The sequence below is a fragment of the Lysobacterales bacterium genome, from assembly GCA_019634735.1.
In the GTDB taxonomy this organism is placed as follows: domain Bacteria; phylum Pseudomonadota; class Gammaproteobacteria; order Xanthomonadales; family UBA2363; genus Pseudofulvimonas.
In genome coordinates this window covers 269,943-283,268 of record JAHCAT010000001.1, presented here as the reverse complement: position 1 = coordinate 283,268, position 13,326 = coordinate 269,943, and the positions used below count along the sequence as shown (strand labels likewise).

Annotated in this window: 10 protein-coding genes; 5 read left to right on the top strand and 5 right to left on the bottom strand. The window is 70.6% G+C overall.

What is annotated here, in order from left to right; all coding sequences use genetic code 11:
* Nucleotides 1–59: 59 nt before the first annotated feature.
* Nucleotides 60–650, bottom strand: a complete 591-nt coding sequence (locus KF823_01115) for a hypothetical protein (protein MBX3724502.1) — start codon at nucleotides 648–650, stop codon at nucleotides 60–62.
* 609 nt (nucleotides 651–1,259) lie between these two features.
* Between KF823_01115 and KF823_01110 the strand changes: the two genes are divergently transcribed.
* Nucleotides 1,260–3,014: a hypothetical protein gene (locus tag KF823_01110; protein ID MBX3724501.1), complete on the top strand. Its 1,755-nt coding sequence runs from the start codon at nucleotides 1,260–1,262 to the stop codon at nucleotides 3,012–3,014.
* A gap of 75 nt (nucleotides 3,015–3,089) precedes the next feature.
* On the opposite strand, the gene KF823_01105 is transcribed toward KF823_01110, so the two are convergent.
* Complete coding sequence (locus tag KF823_01105; GenBank protein MBX3724500.1) at nucleotides 3,090–3,791, bottom strand: hypothetical protein; 702 nt, start codon at nucleotides 3,789–3,791, stop codon at nucleotides 3,090–3,092.
* Nucleotides 3,792–4,072: 281 nt separating this feature from the next.
* Between KF823_01105 and KF823_01100 the strand changes: the two genes are divergently transcribed.
* Together KF823_01100 and KF823_01095 are read left to right on the top strand one after the other, a co-directional pair.
* On the top strand, nucleotides 4,073–7,162 hold the full coding sequence (locus tag KF823_01100; protein ID MBX3724499.1) for an efflux RND transporter permease subunit: 3,090 nt from the start codon (nucleotides 4,073–4,075) through the stop codon (nucleotides 7,160–7,162).
* A gap of 18 nt (nucleotides 7,163–7,180) precedes the next feature.
* Entirely contained in the window at nucleotides 7,181–8,275 is a 1,095-nt protein-coding gene (locus KF823_01095) for an efflux RND transporter periplasmic adaptor subunit (GenBank protein ID MBX3724498.1), read from the top strand.
* A 535-nt stretch (nucleotides 8,276–8,810) separates the two neighbouring features.
* Here KF823_01095 and KF823_01090 read toward each other — a convergent pair.
* A complete protein-coding gene (locus KF823_01090; protein MBX3724497.1) occupies nucleotides 8,811–9,590 on the bottom strand; it encodes a hypothetical protein in 780 nt (259 codons plus the stop codon).
* A 159-nt stretch (nucleotides 9,591–9,749) separates the two neighbouring features.
* Nucleotides 9,750–10,175, bottom strand: a complete 426-nt coding sequence (locus tag KF823_01085; GenBank protein MBX3724496.1) for a hypothetical protein — start codon at nucleotides 10,173–10,175, stop codon at nucleotides 9,750–9,752.
* A 366-nt stretch (nucleotides 10,176–10,541) separates the two neighbouring features.
* On the opposite strand from KF823_01085, the gene KF823_01080 reads away from it, so the two are divergent.
* Both KF823_01080 and KF823_01075 read left to right on the top strand, forming a co-directional pair.
* Entirely contained in the window at nucleotides 10,542–11,207 is a 666-nt protein-coding gene (locus KF823_01080; GenBank protein MBX3724495.1) for a helix-turn-helix transcriptional regulator, read from the top strand.
* The gene (locus tag KF823_01075) at nucleotides 11,204–12,355 is read left to right on the top strand and encodes a M23 family metallopeptidase (GenBank protein MBX3724494.1); all 1,152 of its coding nucleotides are present in this window, start codon (nucleotides 11,204–11,206) and stop codon (nucleotides 12,353–12,355) included. Before KF823_01080 ends, KF823_01075 begins: the two co-directional genes overlap by 4 nt.
* A gap of 110 nt (nucleotides 12,356–12,465) precedes the next feature.
* Here KF823_01075 and KF823_01070 read toward each other — a convergent pair whose 3' ends face one another.
* Entirely contained in the window at nucleotides 12,466–13,056 is a 591-nt protein-coding gene (locus KF823_01070) for a hypothetical protein (GenBank protein ID MBX3724493.1), read from the bottom strand.
* Nucleotides 13,057–13,326 lie beyond the last annotated feature (270 nt).

The following is a 13,326-nucleotide window of genomic DNA, read 5'->3' as shown; positions in this document are numbered from 1 at the left end:
TCCGGTCATCCGCGTGGGGCGTTGGCGGTCGGCTCCTCAACGGTCTGCTGGTCCGGTGGCTACCGCTCGACGACGATGCGGTCGAGCTGACGATGGAGCCGTTCGACGTTGGCCGCGCTCGCCTGCAGTTCGGTGCGGACGCGTGCGGTGTCGAGTTCGTCCAGGCGGGCGCGCACGGTGGGCCGGGACCCATCCGCACCGCCCTGGGCCTGCTCGAGGAGTATGCGATGGGCGCGGTCGAGTTCGGTGGCGCGCGCGGTCGCCCGTGCCAGCTCCTGTTGCAGGGCCTGCGCCTGCGCGGAGAGCTCGCCCTGCGCCCGGACCAGGCCGACCTGCTGCACCGCCAGCGCCTGAGCCTTCTGCTCGACCTGGGCCCGGTTCACCACCGCCTCGGCCCCGGAGATCACCGGCCCCCAGAAGATGCCGCAGGCCAGGCTGAAGGCGATCGCATGGCCGGTCTGGGCGGGATCCGTCTTGGCGATCAGGTACACGCCCAGGTAGCCGGCGATGCCGCCGAGGAACATGTAGGCGGGAACCGCGAAGATGGTCTCGCTGATCAGCGGGTCCGGCCCCACGGTCCGTGCCCAGACCCAGGCACCGAGGCCGCCGACCACGCCGGCGATGATGATCATCAGCGGTTTGCTTTCCATGACGCAGGATCGCCCCTCGCCTTCCAGTCCGGCGCCGGTTCGATACCGCCGCCTGGACTACAGGAGCAGCCACCGGGCGGGCTGTCCCACCGCCCGGCGGGACGCCCTCACCCCCCCTGCAGCCCCGAGGGCATGTCCGTCATGCGTCGCCGACCTTGGAGACATTGGGCGGACCAGCGCGCGCCGCTGGGAAGGCGACGCTGCAGATCAAGGCAAGCGCCGGCTCTTTCCCCGGCCCGCTGTCGGGGCGACTGGATCAGCGGCCGATCTCAGCCATCCCCAGCCAAGGCCGGCGCTCACCCAAGCGCGTGCAGCCTTGCGACGGCACCGCACCCTCCCCTCCCCCGCCCTGCGCGCGGAAGAGGGCCGCCCCGACCTGCGCGCCGCTCGAGAGGCGACGCTGCGGATCATGGCAAGCGCCGGCACTTTTGCTGACGGATCAACATGTTAGGGCCGGACCGTCACTCCACTCGGCGGGACGCCATGGCAGTCCATCCGCGGGCCGTGGTGGCGAAATCTGACGTATGCAGACCGTCCTTCGCGGATCGATAACAGTTTTTCCCCGGGCCTTGCGTTTCCGAAAAAGCAGAACCTCTTGAGACCTTCGCCATGCCGTCCCCGGTCCGCACCCTGCTCCTGCTCATCCTCGCGATTCCGCCCCAGGCCCACGCCGAAGTGTTCCGGGTCGGCAGCGACGTCCATTGCACCCATGCCACGCTGGCCGCCGCGCTGGCGGCCGCCGCCGCCAACGGCCCCGGGCACGACGAGATCCGCCTGACGGTCGGCGTGCAGACGACCCAGGCACGCTTCCACATCGAGCACACCGACGTGCTGATCGCTGGCGGCTACACGGCCTGCGGCGTGGTCTCCCCGGGCGCGGGTGCGCACTCCCTGGTTGTCGGCAACGGCCATGATTCGGTGTTCTACATCGGCAATGGCCGCCAGGTGGAGCTGCGGCAACTGGCGATCACCAATGGCGGCCGGCATGGCATCGCCAACGGCGACTTCGCCGTCGGCGGCGGCCTCTGGCTCAACGGCGGCGTCGCGGTGCTGCGCGGCGTGCGGGTGATGTACAACCGCGCCCGGCTTGGCGGCGGTCTGGCGGCGACCGGCAATTCGGTCCTGGTGATCCATGGCGGTGCCCAGCGCAGCGAGATCGACCACAACGAGGCGATGCTCGGTGGCGGCATCTACGTCGGCGAACGCGCCACCGTGCGGATCGGCAACGACAACGTGCACGTGGTCCACAACGCCGCCAACGGCAGCCCGACGGCCTGGGAGAACGCCGGCGGCGGCATCTACGCGACCGGCGGCGCGGGCAGCGCCTCGTCGGTCGAGGTCGGCTGGCTCGACGTCGACCCCGACCTGCCGATGCCGGTGCCCCGGGGCTTCCTGCTCGCCGACAATCTCAGCACCGGCAATGGCGGCGGCATCGCGCTGAACGGCGCCGCCAGCTTCAACGCAACCGAAGCGACCATCCGCGACAACGTCGCAGGCGGCTCTGGCGGCGGCCTCTACCTGTACGGAAACCAGGTCGGCGCCGGCGCCTCGGCGCAGATGAACCGGCGGCTGACCTTCCTGCCCGCCTGGCTGCGCAATTGTGAGGGCCGCTATGGCTGCAACGCGCTGACCGGCAACGTCGCGCGCACCGGCGGTGCGGTGATGGTCATGCACGGCCAGCTGCGCCTGGGACAGCTGCTGGTCGCCGGCAACCGCAGCACCGACGGCGGTGGTGCGGCCATCCACTCCGGCAGCATCGCCAACGTCGCCGCGCCGGTGAACCGGATCTGGCTGGATTCGATGGTGCTGGCCGGCAACCAGTGCACCGGCACGGCGAGCACGCACTCGCCTTGCGCCACGCTGTTCCTCGGCGCCGGACCGAACCAGGTGCACATGCAGCACCTGACCCTGGCCGACAATGTCCTGGCCAGCGTCGGCTCGGCGGGCAGCCGCTACGAGATCTACTACGGGCCCTCGGCGCTGCCGCTGGTGCTGCGCTCGTCGATCGTCGAGCCGGCGGCGGGCGTGACGCCGGTGTTCTCGGTGGCACCGGTGGATGGCGACTGCCTGATGGCACCGCCGTTCTCCGGCATCGGCACCCGCGCCCTGCCGCGCACGCCGCCCTATGCCTTCGTCTCGCGCGCCGCCCTCGACTACCGGCCCGCGGCCGGCGACGCCGCCATCGACGCCTGCGACACCGGCCAGCTGCTGGACAGCGGGATGGGTGGCCCGGACCTGGTCGGCCACGGCAGCGTCGACGACCCCACCGTGCCCAACCGTCTGGGCCCGAATGCCCGGGCCGACATCGGTGCCTTCGAGAAGGAAGTCAGCGACGTGATCTTCGAGAACGGCTTCGGCGGCTGAGTCGCAGCCGTTGCGACCAGTCGCGACGTGGCCTGTTGCCCGACGCGGCCTGAGCGCCCTGGCGAAACCGACGGCTCAGTCTTCGAAGCCGTCCGCGAACAGCACATCGGTGACGGTCACCTCGACCGGCACCGACACCGAATAGTCGCCCTCCACGATCAGCACCGCGGACGCCTGCGGCTGCTGTGCGGACAGGTAAAGCGTGCAGTCCCCGCCCGGGAACAGCGGATCGGTGCAGCCCGCCAGGTCGATCTCGATGTCGACACCGTCCGGCACCACCACGCGCAGGTCGTCGACGACCACGGCCGGCTCGCCCAGGTGCAGCACCGTCAGCGCGCCGCTGCCGCCCGCCGGGAACGCCAGGGTTGCCGGCAGAACCTCGAGGTTGGCGAGCAACGGCGCGGCCACCGTGATCTGCAGCGTGTTCGCGGCGCTGGGCTGGTAGCACTGGTTGGGATTTCCGCCGATGCACATGACCGGTCCGCCGGAGACCCCGGCGGGTGGCAGCGCTGCACCCAGCAGGACCAGTTCCAGCACGCAGGACCCGTTGCCGGGCACCGGAACGTCCGGCGCGCAGCGGCCTGCCCCGATCGCGATCTGCTGGATGCCCTGGATCGGCGCCATGACCAGCAGCCGGGCAATCTGGGTCGTGTTCTGGACAGAGTAGGCAACGCTCGCCGTGGAGTTCACCGGCACCGCGACGGTGGTCGGCGTGAGCGGCTGGAAGGTGATCAGCGGCTGCGCCGACAGTGCGGATGCCGCAATCAGCAGCGGCACGCCGAGGGCGGCGGAAACGCTTTTTTGCCGCCGCGCATCCACTCTGCCCGACCTCCCGGATCTACGACACCAGTCTAGCGGAGGACCGCCCGCACAGGCCATGCGCAAAGCGCAAAACCGTCCGCAGACAGCGGCCCCGATGAATGGTTCCACAGCGGAACACCTCGTCGCAGCCCGCAATCGCCCGGCCGCAATGCCGTGCCGGTCGTGACTTCCGGGCCATCGCCCCGGCGCCTGCCAGGCGCATGGTGCGCACCGTCCCGGGCCCTGCGTGCCATGCCATGAAACTGACCGAAGCCTCCCTGCGCAATCCAGCCGCCGTCGCGGTCGCCGTCGCGCTGGCCTGCCTGTTCGGACTGCTGGCGCTGGGCAAGTTGCCACTGCAACTGTTCCCGGAGATCGACCGGCCGCAGTTGTCGATCGTCACCGGCTGGCGCGCCGCATCGCCGCAGGAGATGGAGGCGGAGATCGTCGAGCCGATCGAGACGGTGATGCTGGGCCTGCCGGGCCTGGAGGAGATCGCCTCCAATGCCTCGCCAGGTTTCAGCAACATCAACCTCACCTTCGCGGTCGGCAGCGACATGGAGGCGATGCTGGTCGAGGTGCTGGCGCGCATGAACCGCCTGCCGCCCCTGCCCCGCGACGCGACGCCGCCGGTGGTCCGTACGGCGGCCGACGTCGCCAATGCGTCGCTGACCTTCCTGTTCGTCCAGAAGCTGCCTGGCACGACCGGCGACGTGCGCGACTACCGGCAGATCGTCGAGGACCGTGTGGTGCCGCGACTGACCGCCATCCAGGGCGTTGCCGGCGTCGAGGTCAATGGCAGCGAGCCCGAGGAGCTGTCCATCACCGTCGACCTGGCGCGCGCCGCCGCCCTGGGCATCGGCATCCCGCACATCGCCGCGGTGGCCGCGCGCGCCACCGACGTCTCCGGTGGCACGGTGCAGGCCGGCCGCCGCGAATACGTGCTGCGTTTCGCAGGGCGCTACAGCCCCGACGCACTGGGCGGCATGATCCTGGACTGGCGCGAAGGCGTAGCCGTGCGCCTGGCCGATGTGGCGACCATCGAGGTGAAGCGCCCCCAGCAGCGCTTCTACGCCTACCAGAATGGCAACCCGGCGATCGGCCTGCGCGTGCTGCGCAGCAACGGCGCCAATGTCCTGGACACCCTGGCCCAGGTCCGGGCCACGCTCGAGGACCTGCGCGTGCAGGAACTGGCGCCGCTCGGCCTGGACATCGCCCAGAGCTTCGATGCCTCGGTGTTCATCCACCGGGCGATCAGCCTGTTGTCGGGCAGCCTGTTCGCCGGCATCGTGCTGGCGGTCGGCTGCCTGTGGTGGTTCCTGCGCGACGCCCGGGCCACGGCGCTGATCGCCTGCGCGATCCCGATCTCCTTGCTGACGACCTTCATCGTCCTGCAGCTCACCGGACGCAGCCTCAACGTGGTCTCGCTCGCCGGCCTGGCTTTCGCAGTGGGCATGGTCATGGATGCCGCCGTGGTGGTGGCCGAGAACATCGTTCGCCTCCGCGAGCAAGGCATGCCGGCGGCGCGTGCCGCGCTGACCGGTACCCGCCAGGTCGGCGGCGCCCTGCTCGCCTCGACCCTGACCACGGTGGCGGTGTTCGTGCCGGTCGTCTTCATGCGCGACGTGGAGGGCCAGCTGTTCTCCGACCTGGCGATCACCATCTCGATCGCCGTCGCCGTTTCTCTGCTGGTCGCCGTGGTGGTGCTGCCCGCGGCCGCGGGAAGCTGGCTGCGCACACGCCCCGATGCCGGTCTCCGCCACGGCTTCTGGCGGCTGGCCAGCGACTGGGCGATGCGCGCCACCGAGGGCCGTTCCCGGCAGTGGACCTGGGTCGGCGCCCTGGTGGTCGCGCCGGTCCTGCTCGCCGCCGTGCTGATGCCGCAGGTCGACTATCTGCCGCCGGTCAAGCGCGCCGCGGTGGACGCCAGTTTCAGCTTTCCACCGGGCATGAGTCCGGAACGCGTCAACCGCGAGATCGTGCCGACCCTGCTGGCGCGCATGCAGCCCTACATGGACGGCGAGCGCGAGCCCCGCCTGAGCAACTGGTACATGCAGTTCTGGCCGGGCGGTGGCGCCCTGGGCGCACGCGTCCAGGATGCCGCTCAGATCGGTGAACTCGAGCGCATCGTCCGCGACGAGGTGGTCAGCGGGTTCCCGGATACCCGCGCCTTCGCCCGCGAGGGCGACCTGTTCGGTGGCTTCGGGGGGTCGCCGCGCGCCATCGCCATCCACCTCCAGCACGGCGATGGCGAGGCGCTGTCGCACGTCGCCGAGCTTGGCCGTCGCACGCTGGCCGAGCACTTCCCCGGCGCCAACGTGCAGGTCTGGCCCAATACCGACATCGCCACCCCCGAGCTGCGCATCTCGCCCAACGACCGCCGACTGGCCGAGGCCGGCTGGCAGCGTGGCGACCTCGCCACGGTGGTGCGCGTGCTCGGCGACGGCCATTGGCTGGGCGAGCAGTTCGATGGCGACCGCCGCCTGCCGATCATCCTGCGCAGCGACCGCGACGATGCCCTGGAGCGCTTCGGCCGCGTGCCCCTGGCCACGCCGCTGGGCGGCGTCCTGCCCCTTGCCGAGCTGGCCCAGATCGACACCCTGCTGGCCGCCACCCAGCTGCGCCGGATCGACCGTCGCCGCACCGTGACCCTGACCGTCGATCCGCCCGCGAACCTGTCGCTGGAGCAGGCGCTGAGGACCGTGGAGGCCGACATCGTGCCTCGCTTGCGCGAGGCCCTTCCCCCCGACGCCGCCGTGCGCATCGCCGGCAGCGCCGACCGCCTGGAGGGCGTGATCGCGACCATGGCCGGCAACTTCGGCCTGGCCCTGCTGGTGCTGTTCGCGCTGATGGCGGCGATGTTCCGCTCCTTGCGCGACAGCGCCTACGTCATGGCCTCGCTGCCGCTGGCCGTCCTGGGCGGTGTGCTCGGCCTGCGCGCCCTCGACCTGGTGGCCGGCCAGACCCTGGACCTGCTCTCGATGATCGGCTTCGTGATGCTGATGGGCATGGTGATCAACAACGCCATCCTGCTGGTCGCGCAGACCCGCGAGGCCGAGGCCGGCGGTGCCGGGCTCGACGATGCCCTGCGCCAGGCCCTGCAGCAGCGTCTGCGGCCGATACTGATCGCCGCGACCACCGGCGTGTTGGGCGCGTTGCCGATGGCGCTCAACCCGGGCCCGGGTGCGGCGATCTACCGCGGCATCGCCGCCCTGTCGATCGGCGGCATCGCCCTGAGCCTGGTGTTCACCGTAGTGCTGGTGCCGGCGTTGCTGCGCCTGGCGTACCGGCCCCCGCGGAGGACGCAGGTTCAGACCGCCCCCGCCCTGCCCCTTCCCTCGATGTAGCCCCAGGTGGAGTCCGCCATGCGAACCGTGCACAAGGTCCTGATCCTCTCCGCCCTGACCGGCGCCGTCGCGCTGTCCTTCACCCGCTGCGACGTCACCGCCAGCACGCCGCCGCCCGGTCCACCCGCCGCCACCGTGAGCGTCGCGCCGGCCATCGATGTCGCGTTCTCGCCCAGACACTGGGCGCCAGGCAGCGTGATCAGCCGCCGCGACGCCCGTGTCGCCGGCGAACAGGCCGGCCGCGTGACCGGGGTGGCCAACGTCGGCCAGACCGTCGCCGCCGGCGACGCCCTCGCTGTGCTCGACGACACCGCCCTGGGCCTGCGCGAACGCGAGCTGGTGGCTGACGCGGCACGGATCCGTGCCCAGCTGACGATGGCCAGCCAGCAGGTGGAACGCTACGCCTCCCTGGCTGCACAGCAGAGCATCGCCCGCGCCCAGCTCGACCAGGCCGGTGCCGACCGCGACGTGCTCACCCAGGAGCTCGCGCGCGCCCAGGCGCAGCTCGACCAGGTCCGGCTGCAGCGCCGCCAGATGGTGGTGCGCGCACCGTTCGCCGGCGTGGTCGCCGAGCAGCATGTCCAGCCGGGAGAGTATGTGGTGCCCGGGGGCGTGGTTGCGCGGCTGGTGGATACTGGAAGCCGGGAGATCCGCGTCCGCGCACCGGTCGAACTGGCCGCCCTGGTCGCAGCCGGCACCCCCGTGCAGGTCCGCGACGGCGCCGGCAGCCACGCACTGCAGGTCTCCGCCCTGGTGCCGATCGGCGACGAGGCCTCCCGGCAACTGGAGTTGCGCATCGACATCGCCGGCCATGCCTGGCCGGTCGGCGCCGCCCTCGACGTCGGCCTGCCACGCGCCGCCGCCCGCAAGGTCGTGGCGGTGCCGCGCGACGCCCTGGTGATGCGCCGCGAAGGCAGCTATGTGCTGCGCGTCGGCGACGACGGCATCGCCGAACGACTGGACGTCACCCCTGGGGAGGAGATCGATGGACTGGTCGAAGTGGACGGCCGGGTGATGCCTGGCGACGCCCTGGTGGTGCGCGGCGGCGAGCGCATCGCTCCGGGACAGGCAGTCGTGGTCGAACCCGGCGGCAAGGCGCTGGCGCGCCGCTGACGGTCACGATGCGGACCGCACTGGAGCCGTCTCCTGAAGCCCAATCCAGGGCCGGAGAACAAACGCTTCGTAGCACCACCCTCTCCCCAACCCCTCTCCCGCGTCGCGGGAGAGGGGAGCAGTTCAGGACCCGAGTTTCGAGTTCACGGTTCCGAGTTCACGGTTCCGAATTCCGAGTTGCAAGTCGCAAGTCGCAAGTCCCGAGTCCCGAGTCCCGAGTCCCGAGCTTCGAGTTCCAGGTTCCGAACTGGCCGCGGCCCCCCACTTCGCCCCTCCCCCGCCTGCGGGGGAGGGGCGGGGGAGAGGGCCGCCTCATCCAGCGCGCCAGGCCTCCAGGCGCCCGGATTGATCGCAGGCCCGCAAGGCGGAAAGCAGGCACTCTCCTGCCCGCACGAACCGGATGCGCGCTCCACACAGCAGCCGCACCCGACACGCTGTTCGACTCCGAAGCCGTCGCCGCGACGGGAGCGCGTCCGGACCTGCGCCGGACTGGCGTCTTGAAGAACGACCAAGACGGTCGTTCTTCAACAAGCTGCTAGTCCGCCTCCTCAAGTAGGTTCTGCAGCCTGCCGGCACTGGCCTCCAGCGCCTCCGGATCGCTCAGGCGCGAATGCGCCCCCAGTGCCGCCATGAGCCTGTAGAGGTCTCCTGCTGCACTGCCATCGGGGAAATCGGAAGCATCCGCGCAGAGCCAGCCAGCCACCCTCACGCGCAGCTCGTCGCCGTGCAGCACCTGGTCCTGCAGACGGTCGAACGATTGCCGGGACCGCGCCTGCATCAGCGACCTGGCCACCTGGTCTTGGATCCGTCCGATCAGCGCCGCCGAGAGCGGGGCCGACACCTGGACGGGGCGGCTGGCATCCGGCCCGCGTGCCTCCCCATACGCGGGGCGCAGCAAGCGCATCGCTTCCTGCAATGCGATCGAATGGACCCGGTCGCTGCCCAGCACCACGGCCTCGTCGTCGCCCCAGGCGTCCAGACGCAGGAACCAGAGCGCGTCGGGACCGGAGGCGAAGTCCAGGACCCGCTGTTCCAGTGCGTGGGTCCGGGTGTCCGACTGCTGCGGGCACCAGAACAGTTGCCCCGGCAATGCCACCGAAGGCTGCTGCCCAGGCTGCTCCTCGAGTGCGAGTCGGGCTCCCACCCTGACGCCCGCAGTGAAGAGAGCCATGGTGGCCGCCATGGCGAGGGTCAAAGCCAGGATGACGCCCCATCGAAGAGCGCGCTTCGGTTTCGGGCTCACTGCATCGGCCTCCGTTCCGTGATGGGCGGCATCGCCATCGCGCAAGGTTTCCCTGACGGGCCAGGCAGCCACTCAGCACGCCTCAGTCCTGGCTGCGCGCACCGTGCCGTCGCGTGTCCGGTCTTCGGCAGGGCGCCGTGCCTGGTCCATGGGCCAGCGAATTCGCGCGATCGCTCGACTGCCCTCCCCAATCCCTGGCCACAGCAGACGCCTGCGGCCACGATGTGGCGATCAACTTTCACCGGCCACGCACTCGCCGGTCAGCAGCCGGGCCGGCGCGTCGCCGCCCTCGAGCCAGGCCTGCGCACTGTGGTAGGCGAAGCGCCGATTGGCCGGATTCATGACAAAGGATACGCCGGGGTATGCCGAGCCGGCCACGTACAGGGCCCCAGCTGTCGGCGCCGGCGCGCCATCGAAATGCCGCCAGCCGTCGGGGGCCAGGAAGGCCGCCACCCAGGTCCCGCCCGGAACCTCCGATACCCGGAACTCCACCGGCGCAGTGAACAGGGCCGGCTGCCAGCTGCCCTCCACCCATTCGCTGCCGCCACCGGTGGCCTGGCAGGTGTAGACGGTCTTCACCGCGGACGCAGCGGCGTCGGCGCCAGCGCCGAGGATCAGGAAGAACGATGCGAGAGCGCGAGTGGCAATGCGGGCCATTGGTTGATCTGCCTTTGGTCGGGAGGGTCGGGGCGCACGGCGAACGGTGTCAGGGGCTGGTCGCGGGATCCGGTGTGCCGGGCGGGGGCTGGCAGGTGGGGGCGGTCTCTGCATCTCGCCGGAGCCGGAGCCGGAGCCGCGACAGCGTAGCGGAGTTACGCCTGGGCAGCGCGTCGGCGTCGGCGCGTGCCGTGAGCGGTTCGCCTGCAGGCAGGAAGCGAAAAGACAGACCGTTGGGTGCCTGCGAACTCCAGCGGCCTTCAAGGCAACCGACTCGCCGGTGCTGCCACCGCCCGCCACCCAGGTCGCGCCGGGCGTGACTTGCGGCCCATTGCATCGGGTGAAGTTTCGCGTATTTTTTCACCCATGCGCCGGAAGCCCGCCCCGTTCGTTCCCCACCCCGTCGACCGCCCCGACCAGATCCGGGCACTGGCCTCGACCGTGCGCCAGGACATCGTCGACACCGTGCAGGCCCTGGGCAGTGCCTCGGTGCCCGAGCTGGCCCGGCACCTGTCCCGGCAACCGGACTCGCTCTACTACCACGTGCGCGCCCTGCTCAAGGTCGGCCTGCTGGTGCGCCAGCCCGCCGACCGCGTCCAGGGCGGTCGCAGCGAGGCGATGTACGCGACGGCGCGCCCGGACCGGCGCCTGCAACTGGCCTACCCCAGCCGCGACGGCAAGGCGCGGGCGGCCCTTGAAGCCCTGGTCGGGAACATGCTGCGTTCGGCGCATCGCGATTTCACTGCCGCGAGCAAGGACCCCGATTGCATGCTGACCGGTCCCCGGCGCGCACTGTGGGCCGGTCGCAGCAAAGGCTGGCTGAGCACGACCGAACTGGAACGCTGCAATGCCCTGCTTGCGGAACTGACCGGCCTGCTGTCCAACGTGCGCACGCCCGAACGCGACCGGCTGTTCACCCTGCAATTCCTGCTGGCACCGGCCCGACGGCGCCCGGAGGCGCCGGGGGACCCGGCAACCGGCGGATCCACTCCCCGCACTTCGACACGCCATTCGCCCCGGAGCCGATCATGAACAAGCCCGCCCTCGTTCTCGCCCTCACCCTGCTGTCGGTGGCCGCAAGCACCCCCGCTGCCGAGATCCGCTTCTATCCCGGCCAGGTCCTGTGGGCCCAGCAGACCGAGGCCGCGCGTGGCCTGAACAATGTCGTCATGGCGAATGCCGCGGTGGTCCATACGGGCGATGCGCCGCGAACGCTCGTGGAGGTTCGCTTCGAACTTCTATACGGCGACGAGCCGCTGCAATCGCAGTACCTGCGCGGATCGCGACTGGACGCCGTGGCGCGCAACGGCGGTGCCCTGGCGCGCAGCGGCATGATGCAGGCGCTGGACTTCCAGTTCGGCGGCACCGACCTGCTGGGCGAAGGCACCACGGTCTCGGAGGACTCCGTGCTGCAGCAGGGCGAGGCCCTCTACCTGCCGACCCGTTACTTCGCCTATGCCGGTCTGCCGGATCGCCTTCGGGTGACCGCGATCTTCGACGATGGCGAGCCTGCCGTCGGCGAACTTCCGATCCGCCATGACACGGCACCCGGCGCCTTCGGCTTCCCCGCCCGCGGCCGCTGGTTCGTCGGCGCCGCAACCACGCCGCACAGCCACCATCGCTGGGCGGTGCCGCAGGAATTCGCCCTGGACCTGATCCGCATCGGCAAGGACGGCCGCAGCCACCGCGGCGATGGCACCCGGGTGCGTCACTACTTCGCCTACGGCCAGCCTGTGCTGGCGACGGCCGATGGCGAGGTGGTGGCGGTGCGCGACGAGCTGCCCGACAACATCGACCTGCTGCGCCGCTCCGGCGAACCGGTCGACGCGCAGATGGCCCGGGTGATGGCCTTCCAGGACGCCGCCCTGGCCGGCGGCGGCGAGGACATGATCGGCAACCACGTGCTGCTGCGGCACGCCGAGGGCGTGTACACGGTCTATGCCCACCTCGCCCCCGGCAGCGTGCGCGTGCGCGCCGGCCAGGCAGTCGCCCGCGGCGAGACGCTGGGCGCGGTCGGCAACTCCGGCAGTTCCACCGAGCCGCACCTGCACTTCCACGCCTGCGATGCACCGCAGGTCCTGCGCTGCGCGGGCCTGCCGATCGCCTTCGACGACGTCGAGCTGCCGTTCGCCGACCACCCTCGGCAGATCCAGAGCGGCGACTTCGTCGACGCACGCTGAGCACCTCTGCTCCGCTATTGCGATACTTCCTTTCGCAGCCCCGGTCACGGCGCCTGATCGCGTGCGCCGGGGCTCTCGTCAGACAGCACTCGCACAACCGCCTGGCCGGCTCACTGGCGGAGAAACGTCTCCGGGTCCTCGGGCAAGAGGCGCTCGACCATCCTGCCGCCAGCCTCGTCATGCAGTGCGGCGAGGTCATCGATCATGCAGGTCTGGCTGAGCCGCTCGATAAGGGCGGAAGTCCGCTCCGGCCCGAGGCGACGCTCCAGCGCCACGTCCATCGCAGGAACCGACAGGGCCGTGTAGATGGCGGCGTCCGGACGTCGATCTCCCGCCAGCCGGTAGGTCGGCAGGCTACTGGCCGCGATGCGTGCGAAGAAGTCTGCCGTGACCGTGCAGCGCGGCGGTGGCGATCGTACCCAGAGCAGCAGGCCGCCCGCCGGCTTCACACTTCCCGACGTCTCGATGATCACGGGCAAGGCCACGCAACCGTAGCCAATGCGGAACCTGCCATCCACGGTCAATTTGGCCAGGGTGCGTCCCTCAGGGACCCAGTACTGCGGCAGATCCCGCTGCGAAACCACCACGAGCTCGCTCGCCTCCACAGCAGAGGCGGCAAGAAGCAGACTGCCAAGCAGGAGCGATACGGCTCGCAGCCGCGCAGCCACACCGATGCGTTTCCTGTTCGAAACGACTGCCATGTGTCTTGCATCCCCTCCAGGGCCGAACGAATGTGGATTTTGACCGCTTCTGGCGCGGGCCACCAGCACCAGCCGGAGTGGGGCCGCTGGAACCCGACCAGGCAGGTGACCCAACTACCCCTCCATCCATCCTGATCCATGTCGTACCTCGGCCAGCCCCCAACAGCCAGGCCTCACCTTCCTCCGAGGCGCGCGGCGCGAATGCGACGGAACCGCATCTCTCCCCCGCCCCTCGCGGGTCTCGATCCCTGCCCTACGATCATGCGCTGC

Coding starts and splice junctions, on each gene's coding strand:
- KF823_01115 (MBX3724502.1), bottom strand. CDS start 650: ATGGAAAGCAAACCGCTGATGATCATCATCGCCGGCGTGGTCGGCGGC.
- KF823_01110 (MBX3724501.1), top strand. CDS start 1,260: ATGCCGTCCCCGGTCCGCACCCTGCTCCTGCTCATCCTCGCGATTCCG.
- KF823_01100 (MBX3724499.1), top strand. CDS start 4,073: ATGAAACTGACCGAAGCCTCCCTGCGCAATCCAGCCGCCGTCGCGGTC.
- KF823_01095 (MBX3724498.1), top strand. CDS start 7,181: ATGCGAACCGTGCACAAGGTCCTGATCCTCTCCGCCCTGACCGGCGCC.
- KF823_01085 (MBX3724496.1), bottom strand. CDS start 10,175: ATGGCCCGCATTGCCACTCGCGCTCTCGCATCGTTCTTCCTGATCCTC.
- KF823_01080 (MBX3724495.1), top strand. CDS start 10,542: ATGCGCCGGAAGCCCGCCCCGTTCGTTCCCCACCCCGTCGACCGCCCC.
- KF823_01075 (MBX3724494.1), top strand. CDS start 11,204: ATGAACAAGCCCGCCCTCGTTCTCGCCCTCACCCTGCTGTCGGTGGCC.
- KF823_01070 (MBX3724493.1), bottom strand. CDS start 13,056: ATGGCAGTCGTTTCGAACAGGAAACGCATCGGTGTGGCTGCGCGGCTG.